Raw genomic sequence first — 18,033 nt, forward strand, 5'->3', positions numbered from 1 at the left:
CTCATCGCGCGGCTTTACGCCACCCGGTGGCTTCGGCTTCCGCTTCGCTGCAAAGCCAGCGTTCACCGGGCTTCTTCGTCATGTCGATTTGTTCGTAACTGAGTTGCCCGGGCAGGTGATAAATGCGCTCGCCGTTGCGGTCTACGGTGCCCTTTATCAGGCACTCGGACGAGGGCGGGTCCGATAGCAGCGCGGATCCGAGCAGGAGTTCCTGAGCGTCGATCGGAACCGAGCTCGCGCCGATGATGATCGTCCCCCTTGTTGCGGCGACGCCAGTCCCAGGGCGCGATGAACGCCCCCGACCATAGCCCCGCATAGGCTTTGCTCGCCACAACCTCATAGACAACGTAGCTTTGAGTAGAAGGGCCCGACGATAATGCCCAGCCGGAGCGTACCATCCAGGCGTTCACGTCCTCGCCTTCTATGAAGCAACTGCCGCGTGATCTGCCGTATTCATCAACTCCTGTGGTATGACAATCCCACGTTCGTCCGTTCGAATGCTTGATCAGCTCGTCGCGAGCAGCTACGCCGCAAGTCCATTTCCGACCGTGGGCGTCGAGGCAAATCTGGTCAGTCTCAGGAGCTTCGATGCCTGAGAGCCGAAGCTTAGTTTGCTCGATCTCAATCGTATTGCCGTCGAGGATGCGAGGAGGGCCGCTGAGCTTCGCTGCGCAGACCGGAGATGTGATGACAGCGAACAATGCGACCATCATTACGCGGTGTTTCATCCCAACAATAACCTCTCGCTCTTGATCCATGTTCACGCACGATCCGGCGCCGCCACATTCGACTGCTTAAACGCTATGTCCGTTATTCGGCCGACATCTTTCGACGTTTTTTCTTAAAAAGGGTGGCCGTCATTTCCAAGCTACGACCTTACGCTGCGTGAGGTTCAAGCGATTTCTTCCGGTGTGCGTGTCGCGGTACCCTTCGAACCTCGCCGGTCTCTCTCTCTGGGCGCGCACTGCACCCTCTCCACCTGAGGAGGAGATCCGCATCGCTCGGCCGCGAACTCGGTATGCGGGAGAAAGCCGAACCTCGGAACGCTGTTTCTCACGCGGTTGAAGAACAAAAGTCGCCTGTGAATCTTGAGGGTCGAGTGGAAGTCAGGAGGGGAGGAGCAATCTGGCTATGCTTTGTGGCGGTCACCATCGGCAAGGCTGCCGACGGTTTCAGCAAGAGCGATGACATTTCGCCGTAAAGTCTTGTCAGGATCTGTTCGAAAGAAACCTGGTCTTGCTTCTTCTGAGATCTGGACAAAGGCGCCACGGAGTTCAGCTCAATGTCCGCTGCGTAAAATGAACCGGTATCGTTTGAGCAAACCGCGCAAGACCCGGAGGCCTCTTTCGGGGGGGCAACCAGGGTGGTCGTTGATGCCAATTCCGTTGTGGCTTTTCGCACGTCTGCGCTGCACCATATCTCGTTCGTGGTGCCGCCGCCGCGTTCGGACAAGGACCGGATTGTCATGACCCAGGCGGCGACTGGCGGCCGCTCTCTCGTGGTACGCTTCACCGCGATCACATGTGGAGAGTCACCCACCAAGCCCGGCGTGTGGGCGTGCGTTTGCGCCAGGGAAATTTGGAACGGCAACCTCCGTGGCTTCGTTGTATACGCACCGGGCGAGGGGTAAGCCGCCCGCGTGTTCGGAGGATCGCGAGTGTCATCCTGATGCCATTCGGTGCGAGGCCTCAATCCACAACATGGTTGCCCCATCGCGGCACTCGGGCAGGGTAGCTCTGGTGCGGTTTAGCCGACTCAAGCTGCAAATCATTCGCAACGACCTCACTACACAATGGGAATGAAATGGTTGCAGCGCCCCGGAATTTTCCGGTCTCTTCCTACGCGCTTGAAGTGGATGGTCGACTCAGAGCCGAATTCGCAACCAGAGACGCCGCCAGGGCAGGCGGAGCAGAACGAAAGAGGCGGTTTCCCACGCTTCAAATCCGGATATTTGACGCGCAGACGAATGCGCGCGAGGAAATCTAGCGCCGACTCAGTTCGGTCCTCGAAGCTTCGCGCACGGCTCCGGGGCTCTCGCCGTGGGCACTCGGAAAAGGGCCGGTGCTCAGAGGGCATTGCCGGCCCACTGACACTGCCCGATTACCGTCTTAACGCGTTTCGTCGCAGCACTCGATCCCGCGTGCCGCCTCGGCGTCGTCATGCTTACGCTCTTGCGGGTGCCAGTCAGTCGCGCGATGGGCGGCGCACAGCCGGATCGGGCTTGGGCCCGAAGCATCTTCAGGCCCGGTCCCTTGAAGAGTGGCATGGAGGAGGTGGTTCCCTCGTGGATTGGTGTCCTCCCACCGCGTCGGGCGCGCCGGGGGCCAAATCTCGCCAGCTGGCACGCGCCGCTGAGCTCGGCTACTCGCAGAAGGAATCGGAGGCAATCGTGCTGCCCGACTTTTTCCTGACGGGCTGAAAGCTGCAGGAAAGGCTCGCGACTGCTGAAGGCGTAAACTAGAGCTAATATGTCTGTAGTTGCTCAGACGTTCGGCCGTAAAGGAGCTACGGCGCGATCTTGCTCTGCGCGACCATTTTAGCGAGGGCCTTCGCTCCCCTCTAACTCTTCCTGTTCCTTTGGCTCCATGCGAGCGAACCAGGAGCCAGGAGGAAAGGCCGCGATACGCTTGGCAAAGGAGGATTGCGGCTCCCAATCTTGCCCTTCGCTCTTCTCGAAAGTGATGACCCCGTTGTATGTAAAAAAACGGGGCCCTGGGATATTACAGTTCACTAAAAGCAAAACGCGCCACAGATCACCTTTCTCGGTCGGCTTGTCATTCTGCTTCGGCAAGTAGTCCACTCCAACAGGTTCAACGATAGTGCAGCGGCCCTGCCGCAGAAGATCGCCGAGCCGGCCTTGCATGGTCGTCACAAAGTTGAAGTTGCTCGGATCATGCAGAAAGCCAAAATTTGCGTCCCTTTCGCCATCCTTGACTTCACTGGCGATCAACGAGAGCGCCAGGGCGCGCCAGCCCAATTCCATCGGTTTGGCATAGGTCGACGCAAGTTGAATCGTGCCGTCGAGCGCGATCTTCCAGGTGATAACGTACTGTTCGTCTGATGTATCATCGCGGTGCCTGGTCCACGAAACGAAAACATGGTCATTTTCGTCAAGTTCAGCGACGCCCCACATTCGAGGGACGAACTGCGCCACCTTCGAGACATTGGAGATAATTTGTTCTATTGTCTCGCCGTCTTGCGCTCGCCACGTTGACTTGAATCTTTCGATAAGGGGGCTCTCGTTGGCGCGAACACTGTTGTTCGTCGCAGCCAACCCGGCCAGGCAGATCAGGGATTGACCGAGACAAAACCATAACGCGCGTCTTCCAGACATTTTCCTCATAACTGTCAGCCTATCTGCTTTCATCCACACGTCATTCTAAAGCGGGGCAACCTTTAACCTGCTATGCGCGAGCGCAAGAAGTTAGCGGCGACGCGACGGGGAGACCGATGGTGTCCCGTGCGAGCAGGCACTCCCCTCTATGTCACGCGCCGCTAACTTCGCTGCCGGCGACAGCTTCAATTTGCTGTGCCGGACATGCCCAGCAGGAGGAGACTGGGCATGCCGAAGTCTTGCATTCTTCGTGCCAGGTGATGGACGGTATTTCACACCGCTTTTGTGTCCTCTTTGTCGACTTTCCGACTGGCAGGTCTCGATGTTTCCTTTCAGCGCTATCCAGCGCGGCTTATGCATCCTCGTCACGCGACGGTTTGGTCCGGTATCGTTGCCAGAATGTGCGTTTCGATCTCTGCCATGCGTTTGGGCATTTGCGGCCAATGGGCCATGGTGCGTTTGGCGCTCCCTCGCGACACGCGGCGCTTCGAGAACAGCCTCAGTCCGGAGCGCTTTGCACTCGACGGCCAACCACGCGAAGCCGATCTTCACCACCGAGCATTTTGAGTCTTGCTGAACTGCAAATCAACGTGCTGGCGGGGTATGTTGCTGGCCTTGCCAGCTGGGGCCTATTCAACACGGATCCTGTTGGCCGAGAAGGTGACTGGATGGTGGACGTGCTCAAGAACCGCTGGGAAGCCGGAGATGCGTTCTGCTCGAGGTGGCAGTCCCGACCCGCGCAAGCCGCATTTGTCCCAATCTGGCGTGCGGCCCGCGGGCAGCTGCGATGGTCATTCCGATATCGCCGATTGAAAGCGCTTCTACATCATCTCAACGTGATGCACGGTGATTCGCGTAGCAGATGTCGCAGCATCAGCGTGAGACATAATCTGAGAGGTTGACGGAAGACTTCTCTTGCCGATAATCCAAGCCGTCGAGGTTCTCCGGTTTCCATTTGATCCGGAGCTAAGAGGGAAGCCGGTGACAATGCCGGCGCTGCCCCCGCAACTGTGAGCGGCAAGCCGCTGTCCAAAGACGTCACTGAAGCCTGCGCGGCTTCGGGAAGGCCGGACAGAAGCGATGACCCGCGAGCCAGGAGACCTGCCCCGACAATATATTCGTCCACGGGCGGGGTGTCCCGGTGGTGCGCCAAGCAGCCGTCGCACCGCGCGACTTCCCCTGCCTGCGTCCGCCATGGCCTTTGCCCCCAACATGGGGTTCACGCTATGACTCTTCTCTCGCTTCCGGTTGCCACCCTCGGAACGCCACGCATCGGTCCAAGGCGCGAGCTCAAACTCGCTCTCGAAAGTTACTGGGCCGGAAAAAGCAGCGAACAGCAGTTGCTCGAGGACGCAGCTGGCCTGCGTGCCGCGAACTGGGCTCGTCAGAAATCTATCGGCGTCACGGTCATTCCATCGAACGATTTCTCGCTGTATGACCAGGTGCTCGACACAAGTGTCATGGTTGGCGCCATCCCGGAGATCTACGCCTCGAAAACCGAATCCGTTTCGCTCAAGACGTACTTCGCCATGGCCCGCGGATCACAATGCGACGATCAGGATGCGAGTTGCGGTCACGGACCGCGCGGATTTGGCGCACCCGCGCAGGAGATGACCAAGTGGTTCGACACCAACTACCACTACATGGTCCCCGAGTTTCACAGGGGACAGACTTTCAGGCTATGCTCTCGCAAGCCGATCGAGGAGTATGAGGAAGCCAAGGCCCTTGGCTTTCAGACCCGCCCTGTCCTGATCGGGCCGGTCACATTCCTAAAGCTCGGCAAGAGTCCCGATCCTGCGTTCCAGCCACTCTCACTACTGGATGAACTGATACCGGCCTATATCGAGGTTCTGCAGGAATTGGCCAAACGTGGGGCAAATTGGGTTCAGTTCGACGAGCCCTGCCTGGTTCTTGATCTGGATGAGAGGGCGCGACAATCTTTGCGACATGCCTATGACCGGCTCGCCAAGGAGGGGCCGGCCATCAACATCTTAGTCACCAGCTATTTCGGCGATCTCGGGGACAATCTGGACACCGCCTTGAGCCTGCCAGTCGCCGGACTGCACCTCGATCTGGTTCGGGCGCCACAGTTGTTGGACCAGATCATCGCTGGCGGCCGAAGTGATCTCGTCATGTCGCTCGGTGTCGTCGACGGCCGGAATGTATGGCGGTCGAATCTGTCGTCGCTGCGCAAGCGGCTCGAACCCGCGATTGCGAAGCTCGGCAAGGATCGTGTACAGATTGCCCCATCCTGCTCGCTGCTTCATGTGCCGGTCGATGTTGAACTCGAAACCGGGCTCGCTTCCAACGTCAAGAGCTGGCTTGCTTTCGCGGTCCAGAAGATGCGAGAGCTCGCGATCCTGGCGCGGGCACTCGCAGGCGACCAGAATGTTGCGCTAGCTCTTGCCGAGTCGGAATGTGCCGCGACTGTCCGCCGGACTTCGCCGAAAATCCATGATGCCAATGTCGCTGTCCGGATGAAAGCGATCGACCAGACCATGCGTCGGCGCGCGAGCCCATTTGCCCGTCGTGCCGAGATCCAAAGCAATCGTTTCAGACTACCGGCTTTTCCTACCACGACGATCGGATCGTTTCCGCAGACCAAAGAAGTCCGGAATGCCCGTGCGGCGCATGCCCGAGGCGCTATGAGCGACGAGCAATACGACAGGTTCCTCAAGGAGGAGACGGCGCGCGCCGTACGCTGGCAGGAGGACATCGGTCTCGATGTTCTCGTGCACGGCGAGTTCGAACGCAATGACATGGTGCAGTACTTCGGTGAGCAACTCGCCGGCTTCGCGTTTACTAGGAATGGATGGGTCCAATCCTACGGATCGCGCTACGTCAGGCCACCGATCCTGTTTGGCGATGTAGTGCGGTCGAAGCCTATCACCGTAGGCTGGTGGCGCTACGCGCAATCACTAACGAGGAAGCCGATGAAGGCGATGTTGACCGGACCGGTGACGATCTTGAACTGGTCCTTTGTTCGCGATGATATTCCCAGAAGCGAGGTCTGCCGCCAGATTGCGCTCGCGATCCGAGACGAAATCCGCGATCTCGAGAATGCTGGTGCGACCATGATCCAGATCGACGAAGCTGCACTTCGCGAAGGATTGCCGTTGCGTCGATTGGAGTGGACCGCCTATCTCGACTGGGCCGTGGATTGCTTCCGCATCTGCTCATCCGGCGTCGCTGATCAAACGCAAATTCATACACATATGTGCTACTCGGAGTTCAACGACATCATCGGTGCGATCGCTGCAATGGACGCAGATGTCATCTCAATCGAGACGTCGCGGTCGAAAATGGAACTACTCGACGCGTTCAGGAACTACGAATATCCGAATCAGATCGGGCCGGGCGTGTACGACATCCACTCTCCACGCGTTCCCGACGCGGGCGAAATGAAGGAGCTGATGGCGTTGGCTCGGACCCGGCTGCAGGATTCGCAGCTCTGGGTCAATCCGGACTGCGGCCTTAAGACGCGCAAATGGGAGGAGGTTCGGCCGGCGCTAGCGAACATGGTCGCTGCCGCCCGCCAACTGCGCGCTGCATTCGATCCGCGAGGCCGTTGATCCGGGCTTGGGTCTCTTCTCGACAAAGCTGATCCTCTTGCGGTCATTTGCGCTCTCCATAATCGATGGAGCCTTGGGAACACAAAAAAAGCCCGGCCCCCGCTTAGCGGGCCGGGCGAAAGTCTGGGAGGAGCGACGCTGACGCATCGCGCGGGCTTCCATCGGCGGAAGAGAGGACAACCGCCGGTTCGATTACGGCAAGGACATTCGCCGAAAATCTGAGCCCAGTTGAAGCACAAGCTCAGCGTAGCTCAATTATGCAGTGGTATGCGACCGTATAGCCTGAAGTGTATAAATATACACCAAGGTTTGTCGCTCAAGAGCACGTCGGCAACGATTACGACAGCGACGAGGGGAGGCGGGTGATGCCGGGCGGTCACCGCAGGGCACGAGCCGCAAACTCGGTGCGCTTTCCTGCCTGGAAACCTTATGCTCCATCAGCGCGACGATACGAAAAACCTGGCTCCAAGGATCTCGCAGCGTGGACAATGCATGAGCGGTTGCTATTGATTTGAACCCTGCTTGCGGCAGTCCTTGGCCGACCGGATCCACCCGATAGTCGGGTTTCGGCTTGGGCCTTTGTTTGAGAGTCTATGAGCGGACCACGCGGAGGATGTCACGAGCTTGAAGATGGCACGGTGCCGATAGGTTGCTCCTCAGCCGTGAGCGTGGTCCTGCCCTCAACATAGGCCAGTTTGAGTGATGGCGATTTCGGATCCGACACGACTCGGCTCGGCGCGAAGTTAGACCGGACGTCCAGCGCCTTGCCGCTGCTAAACGTACCCGGGCGAGCAGTGCCTCGCGGATCATTCAGAGCGTGCCGGGCTGGGAAGGAGTGGGAGTGCTTCGCCGCACCCGCGCGCCGCAATCGTCCGTCCTACGGGTCGGCGGACATGAGAGACATCCGCTTCGCGCGATGTCACTGCGCAACTGCCAAACCTGAGACGGTCACACTGTGGAACGTGCCGGAACCAGAGCTCAGAAAGGCTCGGCCATGGCGTTTGCACCGGTGGTCGAGCAAGCGATCATAGTGCGCAGAAGCCATTTTTGGCGGTACGGCGGCTACGCGCCCGCCAACACCCCATTTTCACTTCGGCAGGATGAGCATGAGGTCTAATTCCTGCTGTAAAACGGCAGCGATCAATACGGCCCCTCTCGGCGTCGTGTCAGGGATTGCCGGCCTTGGCGGACGATAACACGACCGAGCTCCGTTCGGCCTCAGCTTCTTGCTCCAATTTCAGAATATGCGCTCTTAGCGCATCGGAAGTGGCTGCCGCTGTCTCGCCGAACAGCGGATCTCCATGACCGGTGACGGCGGAAGCGATTTCAGTCCATTCCTGTGCCGAGAGAGCCTTCAGTGCGGCCGGAAAGAAATCTCGTTCTTCCCACATCATGTGGCGCCGCTCGCGAACTATAAAGTCGCGTATGATATTGCCGACGTCTTGCCGAGCGAGCTCACGATCCGTGAGGATGGCGTCAATAGCTCGCGCGAAGCCGTGCAAACGGTCGACGACTTCCTGGTGTTCAAGCGCGAGATCGCCGACGATTGCAGCTGCATCCGGATCGCAAGCCTTGAGCTTGGAAAAAATCAAGTCCTCCTGTGGATGATGGTACACCTCGGGGTAAACCTCGAAATAGCTGATAATCGCGCGGATGACCTCATAATCGGGACGGATCCCCTTCTCAAAAATCTCCAATTCGCGTTGGAGAGCTGCCAGAAGCAGATCAATGTTGCGATGCTCTCGAAGCAAAAGATCGATGATCATTGCGGTGTTCCTGGAGGCACAATCTAGGCCGGAAGCGTTTCTGCCACTTGCAAGATCGCTCAAGCCGAGTTCGGTGTTGTTTGCGCTGCAATTTTATCCGCGCTGTTCGACGCAAAAGAGTAGCGCGCTTGAATTTGAGCTGGCGTAAATCAACTTAGCCGAAGTGTTGAGGTTGCCCACGCAAGACGCTTGTCGGATAGCAGCTGGTCTCGGTAAAACTGGCGGCCTGGGCGTGCATGGCGGACCCTATCTTGCGAACGTCGATGGGACGCAGATTGGCTGATCCTGACGAACTGGAAAATTTGGATGTTTTCCCTAGGTAGCAGTCCCTAAGTATTTACACGTAAGTGCCATGAGCAGGGCGTCCTGAATGGGGGCGGCGCGGTCCCTTGTTTGCTCAAACATGTTCAAATCGGATTAGAAAGCTGCATGCTGGCTTCGGCGGCCGTGTCAGTGGAACAGTCGGAAGCGCACGGCCGCACCCGTGAAGAGCTCCAGCCAGCCGAAAAGTTGTGTCCACCGCCACTTTCGGCTCGCCGCAGGAAGTCTTGTTCGGGCGCCTTGGCTCTGATCCCCGTCAGCATCGGTCGGCCGCGGAGGTGACCAGGCGGATATTGACGGCATCCCGATCGATGTACGCTGGCCGACGTGGTCGACGCGCTTGATGATCATGCGATCCGCTGTCGTAGCCCCTTAATGGTGTGTGACGATGGTTAGGGCGGCTCGCCTCGGCCGGAACCGCACTCAGCGCGCGCTGGTATGCCGGCGTTCCGTGGCCGCAGTGCCGCTTCGGCTCGCTCCAAAGCACGCGACCGTTTGAATTTCGAAGACCGAAGTGACTGTCGCCCAGCCGGGCGCAATGAGCGAATGATGTCCTCTCGTAGCCGATTGCCACAGCGTCAAGATGCGCACTTGTGCTCAATGCGATGGAAGTCGAACCGTTCACGGCAGCCCTCACCGGGGCTCCGTTGGCGGATGGACCAGTATATTGCCGAACTATGCCGTTCTCGGGGGTGACAGACCTGCTGTCCATCGGAGCACAAATTTGGGCGGACGTAGTTGATCTGCTTCATGTGCCGTCGTGATTCAAGAAACCAGCAGCGTGTGTTGCATCGGTAGCCGTCACCGAAGACATGATCCGCTCGGCGCGGTACGCCTGAAAACCCTCCTTTCGCCGTCTGGATTGCGCAGCTTGGATGCATGAATAAGCTATTCTCGCCATTTGCGCTGGTGCTAGAGTCCCGCAGTAATGGCGATCCGCATCAACTCAGACATGCTGCGGGCATTGGTCTTGGCCATGAGGTTTGCACGGTAAACCTCGACTGTCCGGGGACTGATGCCGAGATCATGGGCGATCATCTTGTTAATCTTGCCGGCTAATAGTCCCTGCAGGACGTCACGCTCGCGCGACGAGAGGCCAGCGAGGCGGGCTTCCGCCTGCAGTTTCGCTGCGTCACCGGCTGGGTTCGTCGGCCGCGCTTCCAAAGCACTATTGATCGCACGCAATAGCACGTCCTCCACGAATGGCTTCTCGATGAAGTCGACCGCACCCGCTTTCATCGCTTCGACTGCGAGCGATACGTCGCCATGACCAGTTATCAAAACGACGGGGCAGTTGACGCGATTGGCCTTCACTTTACTGACTAGTTCGAGACCGCTCATACCCGGCATACGGATGTCTGACACAATGCAATCAACTGGACCGCTCGCGACGTCATTAAGAAACGCGGTCGCCGTCTCATAGGTTGCTACGTAGAAACCGTTTACATCAAGAAGAAATGCGAGCGAGTCCCGCATTGCGGCGTCATCGTCGATCACAAGAATGCGCCGCCCCATCATGTCGCTTCACTAAGCTCCGCAAATGGCGCGGTGAACTGAAGTATCGGGCTGCGACCCGGATTCGCTTCCGCGACGATATATCCGCCATGTGGCTCGACGATCGTCCGGCAGATTGATAGCCCCCCCCACACACATGCCATGCCTTTTAATCGCGACAAAGGGCTGGAACAGTCGGTCGGCGATATCAGCGCTGATGCCGGGGCCTTTATGGGCAACGGTAAACCTGTCGACGTTGGCAGCTTCGCGGCGCGGGCAGGAGGCCATGGCCTCGATTGCATTGCGCATCAGGTCCAGCGCGACCTTCTGGATCTGGATCTGGATCTGGATCTTGTCGACGATCATGTCGCGGTCGCTGCGGGTCATCACGCGTACACCTCGCTCCTTGGGGCCAACTAGGCCAGAGCCACAGCTTGTTCAAGGAGCGTGAGCGGACTCTCCACAGTGCGCCCGCCCCTGGCAACGAATTTCCGCAGGCGCTTGATGATATCGTTGGCGAGCAGAGCCTCTTCGGCGGCGTGTTCGAGTGCATCACCAATGCAGTTGGCGTCCGGTTCGTCGGGTGCCAGCAGAGCCTTTGTTCGCGCATGTAGCTTGTAATTGCGGAGAGCGGCCGGTTGATCCTCATGGGCAATAGACGATCCCATCTCACCAATGGCAGTCGGCCGCGACACGTGCACGAGTTCAGGTGGCAGATCTTGCAACCGCCGTTCCTGCGCCCGCTCTTAGTGAGGTTTCGGATGAAACCGGTGAAGAGCCGTTCGGCGCGCGCTATGGCCTCACCGACGGAGGTCGAGCCGTCGCCCCATTCGCCGACCACGATGCAGCCGATGCCGATGATGGGCCGCTCGCCGTTGGCCACATAACGTTCGATGTAGCGCTCATGCTCGGCGCGGTAGAGCTGCGGCATCAACCTCGACACATTCATTCCGACCGCGTCGTCCGGAGACCAACCAAATAAACGCACTGCCGGGGCGCTGAACGAGCGAATGATGCCCTTCTCGTCTATCACGATCATGGCGCCCGCGAATTCCGCGAGATCGATCATGTTTGCGGGATCGGTAATGAGACCTTTCACAACAAGGGCCACGCTGTAATGAGGCAGAGCAGAGGAGCGACGTCCGCCCGGCCGCGGCCGCGACGAAAGCGGCAAAACGTGCCGCGGCAGTGCCATAGCCGTTCCGGACGTGGTCGGACATGTTTCCTTGTAGACCCTCTCATTCCATTGACTCTACATTGTTTCCCACGAGAGGCCACCGGAGCAGAACGCGCCTCAACTCACACCAATCCATTGTGCAGGATGGCCGCCGCTATCTGGCCATATGCGCCAGTGCGTCGGCTGCACGGCTACGTGTTCTCCGGTCTTGGCCTTGATCCAGCCGCCGAAGGTCCGGCGGCAAGGAAATACCACCCGGTGAATGGTATTACCCTCGATCACGGCAATCTCCAGATCCCGATCAAAGGGCGGCGCCGTTTCGAGCCGCTCCCAAGTCAGGTCGCCAGTAGATCTTGGACGGTGTTCATCGCTGCTGGCTGACAAATTCAGGCGACCTTCTGAACTACGGACCAGATGGCTTGGACCGCCGCGCGAACAGGCTCAGCCCAATATTGCCCAGGCGGCGTGGCGGCCGCGGTTATATCGGCCGTGGCGCCGTTGAACCTATCGTGCCGGGACATGATCGGCTCGCCAACCGAAATATTAGGATTGGCGCTGCGAAACAACTCCCGGGCTTCGGTCGAATCGATCTGGATCAGCTCAAGACCTCGGCGGCTGGTATTAACCGCCGTTCTGCAGAAGTTGAACTGAACTGCCGCTCCCGCAATCTCGCCCGCGGCGGGACGAATGTCCCCGTGGTCTGTCATCTCGAACATCCTTCGTTGGTGGGAAATCTCCTTGTCCCACGGCGTCAAAGTCGGGCATTGGGTTGTGATGACGTCGGCCGCGCCCTTGTGACCGGGGCGGCATCCCGAGAACCGGAAGACGCCGGAACTCGCTTGACTCCATTCGGACGGGCCTAGCCGCGCTCGGCGTCGATCATCGCGCCCGTTTGCGGGTCGATGAAGTGGACGCCTTCGCACGCGGCGCATGTTATTGTATGCAGGTCATCGGCACGCGGCTCAGGTACGTCCGGCAGCCGGTCGCCGGTATCTGGACATGAAAAGATGATGGGACGCCAAGTCTTTCTGTCTGCCATGTGTGTGACCTTGGACGGGAAGCTCACTTCTATCAGTAGGCAGTCGCCGCAGTATTGATACAGGTCAAAAAGAGCTGCTGCGTATCCAGAATGGCCGAGCTCGAGCGGCTGCAGCGAGCCGCACAGGCCCCCGTTGGCAGGCGACATGTCCCAAGTCGGGCGATCCGCCAGGACCTCGCGTTGGTCCGCAACACGCCAGCGTTTAGCGGGGTTGATTTGAGGTGCACCGCGCGCGAATAGGCCGCGACAGCATTTGTCCTCGATGCTGCGATAGCCGGCAAGCAGATGGTCAATTGATTGCTCACCTCGCATTATCGGTGGCCTTGCCGGGCAAATCCCAGCCATAGGCTTGGCGCTGAAGTCCTGAACCCGGGGCTCATCGAAACGTTGGATGCGACAAGCGTGATCATCGGCTTTGCTGTCGCGACCGCAGGGGCGGTTTGCCTCATTGGCCCACGAACACGTGCGCGTGGGTCTCGCAATCGATAGTCCCGGCCGCCGGCGCGCGTCAGAAATGGCTCTGCCCGGTGATTGACGAGACGTTCGTTTGCGGCAATACCTCGTGAAACCATCAAGTATCGCGTGTAAAGTTCGCGGCCTCTCAAGTCTCCATATTGCCAGCTTGAGTATGGGATCGATAGAGATCAATAGCCGGTATCTCGGGCATGACGGCGCATGCGGCTCTCAATCGTCTGGTCAGACATTCCTCGATTCGTCGGCGACTCAATTTTGTCAGTCCAGGGCATGAGCAGACCAGAAGGCGTTATCCCTCGGCCCAAAACACAGGGTGCGATCCGACAAGCTGGACAAATAGAGGTCGCGTGGTCTGCGGCACAACAGGAGAGCTCGAGCCGCGCTGCCAAAGTTTCGGCCTTATCTCGATGGAGGAGCGGACAACCTCTTGGGGATGCTGCTTGAGGCAGATCAAATACTCTTGTGGCGCGAATGGCAGAATGGTGGATAAGCAAACCCACAAGAAGAGGATGCCATGCCTTCATTTAATGTTCGGTTCATTAAGACCGTTTGTGACGATACCGGACACGAACATCGTGCCTGTCAGGCAGCGTTCAAGGTCGATGCCACCTCGCTGAGTGCTGCTGCACAGCAGGCGGAGAGCGATTTCTGCAAGCAAAAGAGTGTTCGCGATTGGACAGTCTTCGCCGATGTAATAGAGCTTCGAACCCCGCCTGCATTGCCGCCGGCATGGGCTGGTTAGCTTGACTTTGGCGGGGGAAGTCTGCGAATTGTGGGTCAATCTGTAATCTAAGCGTGATCCCGGACAGGATCGCGGCGACCGTCGATTCGAGAACAACTGGTGATGCTGGCGTCAAATCGGCGAGCGCCCTGTTGTCTCACAGCTAGCGGACCTCGCTGGAGAGTTTGCCGCCTGCCGCTCAACTGGCTCTGCAGCGCTCCGTCAAGCGTTGTACCGGCAGGGCCATCCGGAAGGATCGGCTCCCACAACTCGTCTTGTTTGATTCATGTCAAGCACAAGTCTGCCTCTGGCAGCCATGGCTGTTTCAAAGGGTATGCGTGGTTGGCCAATCTGCACACATTAATGCCCTTGACGGTTAAGGCATCTGCTCAGCCGTTTGCGCGCGAGCCTGTCCCTACATCCGAACCGGGCTTACTTGAGCCCGCAGCACATCGATGCGATCGCACCTGACTTAATCTGTCCGCATCTGCCCTTCAACTAGCGCGCTCTCCTGAGTATTTAAGCGGGCGCCTGGCACTTGCCGGTTTTTTCGAGAATGCGCTTGCTGCCGCTATGGAGACGTATTGCGCGATCTGCAGCGGGTGAGTGGCCTATGTCAGACCGAAGTCCGCTGCGCCGCCGACCTCGAGAGGCAAAGCCATGCAAGTCCGCTCAAAGACTGCTCCAATGAACAGACCCTGCGCGCTCGGACGTGAGATATCCTCCCGCTACGCTTTCGCGATTGATTGCGCTCAACAGTTTCTCGCCGAAAATCTTGCTTCCTGAGCATGCCGGCATTCAAAGAGGGCCGACACAGGCCAAGCCTCATTGCCGCCTCGAAATCCACGACATGGGTGAAGCAGTCCTTATGTCTGTACCGCTGTTTCTGCCTACGTTTTCTACTTTGCCGCAGCGACGGGAACACGATCCGGCGTTTACCTTCTGCGTATTGCTCGCTTTCGCCGCCAGCCTGGCGCCGCCGCAACGGCCGGCGCGACTACCGCAGGCGGAGATGATAGGTCTGCCGAACTACAACTCGGTCTGATCAAATTCGCCTCGGTAATGGCGATGTGGCCGCTGGATAAAGTAAATGCAGTCTCAAAGGGCGCGGCGTATTGCATGAAGACGCTCAACACAAATGGTGAGTGCGCTCCACTTGCTCGGGCGCATATTCCTGACAAGGACGGAAATATTCCTAAAACGCGGATGGTCATTATCGTGTCGATCTGATGAAGGTTGAGCCATATAGACCTCATGTCGGCCAATGGTCAGATGTCAAGGGCACAAGTTGGACCGAGGCGCGTAGCACTTTGTGGCTGGCGAATCTCGCGTTCGCGCTATGAACGCCATGTCTGTATTCCGTGACCAGTCGACGGTAAGTTGGGATGTGAACACGTTCACGTCCGGCGGCACCATCGCGCCCGCGACGGTCATCACGTACATTGAAACAGCAGCACCCGAGTACGATATGATCGCGCGGTAGGGATAAACTCAGAACAAAAGAAGATGGCCACGCAAGACAATGCTCAATCAAATCCGTCCGAGCGGCAAAAGTCCGTCGCATCACAGATCAGGCCTCTGTCTATTGAAGGACAATTCAGCTCACTGGCTCGTTATCGGTCCAACGGTTGCCTGCAAGGCTTATTACCTTATCGAGAACAACGCCCCGATGAGGGGATCTGTTAGCGACAAAAAGGCGTGCGAAGGCTCCTTCTCGGCAATGCGGAGCGCGCGAAGGAGAAGCGGGATTGCGCCTTGCACGCTTAAGTGCGGGCGAAATCCAGAGCAACCTCGCGTAGAGTCTTAAAGCGCAATTGTTGCTTCGATGTCACCAAATGCATGAACCGGCGATCTACGCTTGTGTCAAACGAGGGACGACATGTTCGATATTTATTTGAACGGAAGACGCGATCTTTTGGTCGTTCCGCGAGGGTTTGCGATCCCTGCGGGGTTGGCCGGCAGTTGGAAGCGAAAGAAGCGTGCGGTGCGTTCAGTGAGCAATGTCATTCGCCAAGATGTGGAACAGCGCGGTTACCACCGACGTAGTTTGATCTCAAATCGGTCGAAGACGGCAGTTGAGACCTCGTCACACGCGTAGCCAACGCGGCTGTCTCCGCTGACCCATTCTTCAAAACACTCTGGGCAGGATGCCGCCGATGCCGTCGAGAACCTTGCTTACCGCGTCGGCGGCAGGTGGTTACCCTGCTTCATCAGGCTTATGGCGCAAGGTTTCTTTTGAAAAGCGGCGCACGGCGCTGCGGCTTCCCTCAGGATAAGTATTATGGAGCTTTTCCTCGACTCGATGGCGTGCTCGCGTGAGTTTTCAGCTGTCCATACTAAAGATACTTGCCGGCCATCCGCACGGACGGGCGAGCATCGAAGTCGTTAAACAGCATTTGGCTATCTATTACAGCAGCGGCCCAGAGTGGCCGGCGCGTATGAAGCGCATCGCGAGCCGCGCACCCCAACTCGATATTTTTGGCCAAAGGCTGATTGAGCGAGAGGCCGGGTGCTGGATTATCACCGACGAGGGAAGGAAGACTCTTGAAGGGCTCGAACTGCTAGATCTAGGCGCTATGCAGGGTCAGGTTGGACGGGAGATCGCGCACGCCCCCGAAGATGAGTAGCCGCCCCTGTGTCTTCGCAGCTACGAACGAGCGCGCGCAGAAAGCGCTCCCCGGCAAGCGATTGAGCCCGCGCAAGGGCTATCGGCGTGACGGCTTGCCGCTCAAGCCCTTGCTGATGGCCAGGTAACCCGATTAGATCGCCCAAGTTCAGTTTGGACATAATGCAGTGGCTATTGGTACTGTGAAGTGCTTCAACGCGACCAAGGGACGATATGTCTTCATTCAACCTAAGGAATGGAGGAGCTGATGTCTTCATGCACTCCGACGCGTTGAGCCGAGCCCGGACGACCGATACGAAGACGTGAGCGATCTAGTATTCGCGCAAGCTCCATGGGGTCTCTGGCGTTTAGATAACGCGCGCGCTGATCGTCAAAAGGTGAGCATAGCAAGAGATCGCCACGATGTCTCAGAGGGCCTCGATGTTTGATCCCTCCAGACTTAATCCAAATCACGAACCTCCGCGAGATGCAGCTGTTCAGGTTCATCGCGATTGGCTTTCTCACTCCAGAACATGTTAGTCTACGTTCTTATCTTCGAATAAGAGGGGTCGATTGGGCTGCATTCAATTATAACGAAGCCTCTCACACACAGCGTCTGTACGAAGTTTACAATTCCACAGCTGCACTACTCCAGACGCGCTGTCATCCGAAAGCATGACCGAACTAATACCCGGCGCAAGTTCCGATGACTGTCCTTTTTTTACTGTCGTCGCTGCGAAAAACTATGTTACAAGCGCTCTTCTCAGAAGGAGCATTCATCGTGAAAAAAGCAACCAAGAAACGCGTTAAGCGGCGCGAGTGGACCAAGGCAGATATCAAAGAGCTCAAAGTCCATTCGAAGGCTCGGACCCCGGTCATAAAGATAGCAAAAATGACTAAACGCAGCGCCGGCGCGCTACGCCAGAAGGCCTTAAATCTCGGAATCGGACTCGGACATCAGCGTTAATTTTGAGCGACGCTGCCTAATGGTGCGGTAGGGCGGCTCGCGGGCCGCCCTCTTTTGTTATAGAAATTTTGTCGCACATTTGGCTTCGCCGATCCGCGCTGAGAGAGTTTTTCACGCATGTGCTGGATGCCTTCAATGTCGCGGAATGCGCTCCTGCGCCTCCTCATCCTTGATCAAGAGACTTGGAAGGGGGCGATGGCCGCTTGCGATGTATGATCGCGAGTGAAGACATAGCCTTGGCCATAGCCCTGTCTCGAAGATAAAACCCGGAAACACTCGGTCCCGGAACGCATGCGATTGACACTCGAGTCCTGGATGCGTTAGCTTTCGAGAAGCTGACCAGTCTCAGGCGAACTCCCGTAAGGGTGGAATCTAGTATCCGTTCGGGCGGCAGCTTCTTCAGCTTCGGCGAGGCAGTCTTGGCTGCGCTGGGCCGAACACATCGGCTGATCGCTTTAGCCGAATGGAAAGAACCTCGCGAATGGGGAATCCTCGAAGCTCATGCCAGACTAAAGTTTGGGCGTAAGCGGACCGCGCCGAGCCTGTTGCTAGCTTGAGCTCCG

General features: G+C 57.9%; 14 protein-coding genes, 2 pseudogenes and 1 riboswitch. Of the genes and pseudogenes, 6 read left to right on the plus strand and 10 right to left on the minus strand.

The features are described from left to right. Nucleotide 1: 1 nt before the first annotated feature. The 3 genes and pseudogenes from GGD62_RS41035 to GGD62_RS27960 form a co-directional block, all read right to left on the minus strand. Nucleotides 2–316 carry a hypothetical protein gene (locus tag GGD62_RS41035; protein ID WP_246800330.1) on the minus strand — a complete coding sequence of 105 codons (315 nt, stop codon included), beginning with the start codon at nucleotides 314–316 and terminating at the stop codon, nucleotides 2–4. A gap of 43 nt (nucleotides 317–359) precedes the next feature. Next, a pseudogene (locus GGD62_RS41040) lies at nucleotides 360–758 on the minus strand (thermonuclease family protein); the annotation flags it as partial. Nucleotides 759–2,536: 1,778 nt separating this feature from the next. Beyond that, the gene (locus tag GGD62_RS27960) at nucleotides 2,537–3,367 is read right to left on the minus strand and encodes a nodulate formation efficiency C protein (protein WP_183711320.1); all 831 of its coding nucleotides are present in this window, start codon (nucleotides 3,365–3,367) and stop codon (nucleotides 2,537–2,539) included. Between the two features lie 887 nt (nucleotides 3,368–4,254). Next, a riboswitch (cobalamin riboswitch) is annotated at nucleotides 4,255–4,458 on the plus strand. Between the two features lie 102 nt (nucleotides 4,459–4,560). Here GGD62_RS27960 and metE point away from each other — a divergent pair. Continuing rightward, nucleotides 4,561–6,906: a 5-methyltetrahydropteroyltriglutamate--homocysteine S-methyltransferase gene (gene metE, locus GGD62_RS27965; protein WP_183711322.1), complete on the plus strand. Its 2,346-nt coding sequence runs from the start codon at nucleotides 4,561–4,563 to the stop codon at nucleotides 6,904–6,906. 1,166 nt (nucleotides 6,907–8,072) lie between these two features. Here metE and GGD62_RS27970 read toward each other — a convergent pair. The 5 genes and pseudogenes from GGD62_RS27970 to GGD62_RS41720 all read right to left on the minus strand — a co-directional run. Then, on the minus strand, nucleotides 8,073–8,672 hold the full coding sequence (locus GGD62_RS27970; protein ID WP_183711324.1) for a hemerythrin domain-containing protein: 600 nt from the start codon (nucleotides 8,670–8,672) through the stop codon (nucleotides 8,073–8,075). Nucleotides 8,673–9,905: 1,233 nt separating this feature from the next. Beyond that, nucleotides 9,906–10,511 carry a response regulator FixJ gene (fixJ, locus tag GGD62_RS27975; protein WP_183257658.1) on the minus strand — a complete coding sequence of 202 codons (606 nt, stop codon included), beginning with the start codon at nucleotides 10,509–10,511 and terminating at the stop codon, nucleotides 9,906–9,908. Between the two features lie 9 nt (nucleotides 10,512–10,520). Then, nucleotides 10,521–10,874, minus strand: coding sequence for a hypothetical protein (locus GGD62_RS41045; protein ID WP_246800331.1), 354 nt, complete (start codon nucleotides 10,872–10,874; stop codon nucleotides 10,521–10,523). A gap of 29 nt (nucleotides 10,875–10,903) precedes the next feature. Next, entirely contained in the window at nucleotides 10,904–11,212 is a 309-nt protein-coding gene (locus GGD62_RS41050) for a hypothetical protein (RefSeq protein ID WP_246788880.1), read from the minus strand. 80 nt (nucleotides 11,213–11,292) lie between these two features. Continuing rightward, a pseudogene (locus tag GGD62_RS41720) lies at nucleotides 11,293–11,682 on the minus strand (PAS domain S-box protein); the annotation flags it as partial. 126 nt (nucleotides 11,683–11,808) lie between these two features. Between GGD62_RS41720 and GGD62_RS27985 the strand changes: the two are divergent. Beyond that, the gene (locus tag GGD62_RS27985) at nucleotides 11,809–12,045 is read left to right on the plus strand and encodes a hypothetical protein (protein ID WP_183711326.1); all 237 of its coding nucleotides are present in this window, start codon (nucleotides 11,809–11,811) and stop codon (nucleotides 12,043–12,045) included. Between the two features lie 5 nt (nucleotides 12,046–12,050). Here the strand turns inward: GGD62_RS27985 and GGD62_RS27990 are convergent, their stop codons facing one another. Both GGD62_RS27990 and GGD62_RS27995 read right to left on the minus strand, forming a co-directional pair. After that, a complete protein-coding gene (locus GGD62_RS27990; RefSeq protein ID WP_183711328.1) occupies nucleotides 12,051–12,371 on the minus strand; it encodes a hypothetical protein in 321 nt (106 codons plus the stop codon). 152 nt (nucleotides 12,372–12,523) lie between these two features. Further along, complete coding sequence (locus tag GGD62_RS27995) at nucleotides 12,524–13,015, minus strand: hypothetical protein (protein WP_183711330.1); 492 nt, start codon at nucleotides 13,013–13,015, stop codon at nucleotides 12,524–12,526. 676 nt (nucleotides 13,016–13,691) lie between these two features. Here GGD62_RS27995 and GGD62_RS28000 point away from each other — a divergent pair. The 4 genes from GGD62_RS28000 to GGD62_RS28015 all read left to right on the plus strand — a co-directional run bounded on the left by GGD62_RS28000 (nucleotide 13,692) and on the right by GGD62_RS28015 (nucleotide 17,470). Beyond that, nucleotides 13,692–13,919, plus strand: coding sequence for a hypothetical protein (locus tag GGD62_RS28000; protein ID WP_183257655.1), 228 nt, complete (start codon nucleotides 13,692–13,694; stop codon nucleotides 13,917–13,919). 721 nt (nucleotides 13,920–14,640) lie between these two features. Beyond that, on the plus strand, nucleotides 14,641–14,943 hold the full coding sequence (locus GGD62_RS28005; RefSeq protein ID WP_183711332.1) for a hypothetical protein: 303 nt from the start codon (nucleotides 14,641–14,643) through the stop codon (nucleotides 14,941–14,943). Nucleotides 14,944–16,213: 1,270 nt separating this feature from the next. After that, nucleotides 16,214–16,525 (plus strand): hypothetical protein, encoded by a 312-nt coding sequence (locus GGD62_RS28010; protein ID WP_312014304.1) that lies wholly within the window; start codon nucleotides 16,214–16,216, stop codon nucleotides 16,523–16,525. A gap of 759 nt (nucleotides 16,526–17,284) precedes the next feature. Then, on the plus strand, nucleotides 17,285–17,470 hold the full coding sequence (locus GGD62_RS28015) for a hypothetical protein (RefSeq protein ID WP_091966228.1): 186 nt from the start codon (nucleotides 17,285–17,287) through the stop codon (nucleotides 17,468–17,470). The last annotated feature ends 563 nt before the right edge of the window (nucleotides 17,471–18,033 follow it).

It is taken from the genome of Bradyrhizobium sp. ERR14 (genome assembly GCF_014198235.1).
Taxonomy (GTDB): Bacteria; Pseudomonadota; Alphaproteobacteria; order Rhizobiales; family Xanthobacteraceae; genus Bradyrhizobium.

Coding starts and splice junctions, on each gene's coding strand:
- GGD62_RS41035 (WP_246800330.1), bottom strand. CDS start 316: ATGCGGGGCTATGGTCGGGGGCGTTCATCGCGCCCTGGGACTGGCGTC.
- GGD62_RS27960 (WP_183711320.1), bottom strand. CDS start 3,367: ATGAAAGCAGATAGGCTGACAGTTATGAGGAAAATGTCTGGAAGACGC.
- metE (WP_183711322.1), top strand. CDS start 4,561: ATGACTCTTCTCTCGCTTCCGGTTGCCACCCTCGGAACGCCACGCATC.
- GGD62_RS27970 (WP_183711324.1), bottom strand. CDS start 8,672: ATGATCATCGATCTTTTGCTTCGAGAGCATCGCAACATTGATCTGCTT.
- fixJ (WP_183257658.1), bottom strand. CDS start 10,511: ATGATGGGGCGGCGCATTCTTGTGATCGACGATGACGCCGCAATGCGG.
- GGD62_RS41045 (WP_246800331.1), bottom strand. CDS start 10,874: ATGACCCGCAGCGACCGCGACATGATCGTCGACAAGATCCAGATCCAG.
- GGD62_RS27985 (WP_183711326.1), top strand. CDS start 11,809: ATGGCCGCCGCTATCTGGCCATATGCGCCAGTGCGTCGGCTGCACGGC.
- GGD62_RS27990 (WP_183711328.1), bottom strand. CDS start 12,371: ATGACAGACCACGGGGACATTCGTCCCGCCGCGGGCGAGATTGCGGGA.
- GGD62_RS27995 (WP_183711330.1), bottom strand. CDS start 13,015: ATGCGAGGTGAGCAATCAATTGACCATCTGCTTGCCGGCTATCGCAGC.
- GGD62_RS28000 (WP_183257655.1), top strand. CDS start 13,692: ATGCCTTCATTTAATGTTCGGTTCATTAAGACCGTTTGTGACGATACC.